2 protein-coding genes are annotated in these 1,441 nt (G+C 24.4%); both read left to right on the top strand.

What is annotated here, in order from left to right:
• Positions 1 to 97: 97 nt before the first annotated feature.
• Positions 98 to 622 (top strand): transposase zinc-binding domain-containing protein, encoded by a 525-nt coding sequence (locus tag HF862_RS09895; protein ID WP_170187693.1) that lies wholly within the window; start codon positions 98 to 100, stop codon positions 620 to 622.
• Positions 623 to 631: 9 nt separating this feature from the next.
• Positions 632 to 1,309 (top strand): transposase, encoded by a 678-nt coding sequence (locus tag HF862_RS10215; RefSeq protein WP_353936778.1) that lies wholly within the window; start codon positions 632 to 634, stop codon positions 1,307 to 1,309.
• Positions 1,310 to 1,441 lie beyond the last annotated feature (132 nt).

Below are 1,441 nucleotides of genomic sequence, written 5' to 3'. Positions count from 1 at the left end.
TAAAAAAAGCTGAGTAACATTTTAAAAAAAATGTTTTACTCAGCTCTCTTTTTTGTATAATATAGTCACCACAACAATTTATACAAAGGAGACATACATGCAATTAAAACATATATTCTCTAACATTAATATAGCAAATTTACTTCTAAAAATCAAAAAATATTTTAATGATCAGCATTTTGCTAATATTTCTGAAACTATTCTAAAATTTCAAGCTTGTTCCCTTGAGAAATGCTTTGCTCTTTATCAATGTCCTATTTGTAAAGCGACTCATAAATTTAAAGTTACTTGTAAATCTAGACTTTGTCCTTCATGCGGTAAAAAATATTCTGCTATTTGGGCTGAAAAAACTGCTAGTTCCCTTATTGATGTTAAACATAGAGCAGTTCTTTTTACTATACCTAAAGAACTTAGAGAATTTTTCTTTTATGATAGAAATCTTTTAACTAAACTTACATATGCTATCAATGATATATTTCAATATCAATTTCATAATATTAAACGTAAAAATGAAAGAGTTCACAAAATTGGTAAGTATTCTAAAAAATATTTTACTAACTCTGATATTTTACATTATGGTTTAATTACTGTTATTCATACCTTTGGGCGCGACCTCAAATGAAATCCACATATCCATGCTATTGTTACTTTAGGTGGATTCAATAAAAATCACAAATATCTCGAAAAAAAATATTTTCATATTAATTCCATTGTTGGACAATGGAAAAAATTAGTTATTGATATTGTTAAAAATGGTAATTATGAAAATGAAAAACTAAAGAAAAAAGCTTATCATGTTGCTTCCCAACTTTATCATAAAAATACAAGATTCTTTTTTGATGTTGCTAAAAATGATTTAAATAATAATATTAAGGCTATTAAGTATATTGGTAGATATTTATCTAGGGCTCCTATCGCTGAATATAAAATTATTGATTATTCTGATGGAAATGTCACTTTCTATTACGAAGATCTTGCTAACAACAAAGAAAGAGTAGAACTAACACTAGATATTGAAACTTTTCTTTCTAAATTAATTATTCATATTCCTCCTAAACATTTTAAAATGATTAAACGTTTTGGAATTTATTCAAGAAATGTAAATAAAGAAATTAAAAGTATTATGGAAACTATGAGAAAATATGTATCCAAATACTCTAAAAGTACATTTTATCAAGTTGAAACTTGGGATACTTTTCAAGTAAATCCTTTTTATTGCTTTAAATGTCATGTCAAAATGAGAATTAAAGAAATAACATATTTTAGTAGCCGTACTGGCTCCATTCGCTATAAAGAATACTCTTATTAAACTGATTCTAATATCAGTTTTTTTCGCTTATAAAAATTTAGGATTTTTTTACTTTTCTACTTATTTTTGTCTATTTTCATATAAAAAATTAAAAAATTTTTATATAAAATCAATTTATAATTTCCTTAGAAA

It is taken from the genome of Fusobacterium sp. FSA-380-WT-3A (assembly GCF_012843705.1).
Taxonomy (GTDB): Bacteria; Fusobacteriota; Fusobacteriia; order Fusobacteriales; family Fusobacteriaceae; genus Fusobacterium_B.
This window is presented reverse-complemented; position numbering and strand designations above follow the sequence as displayed.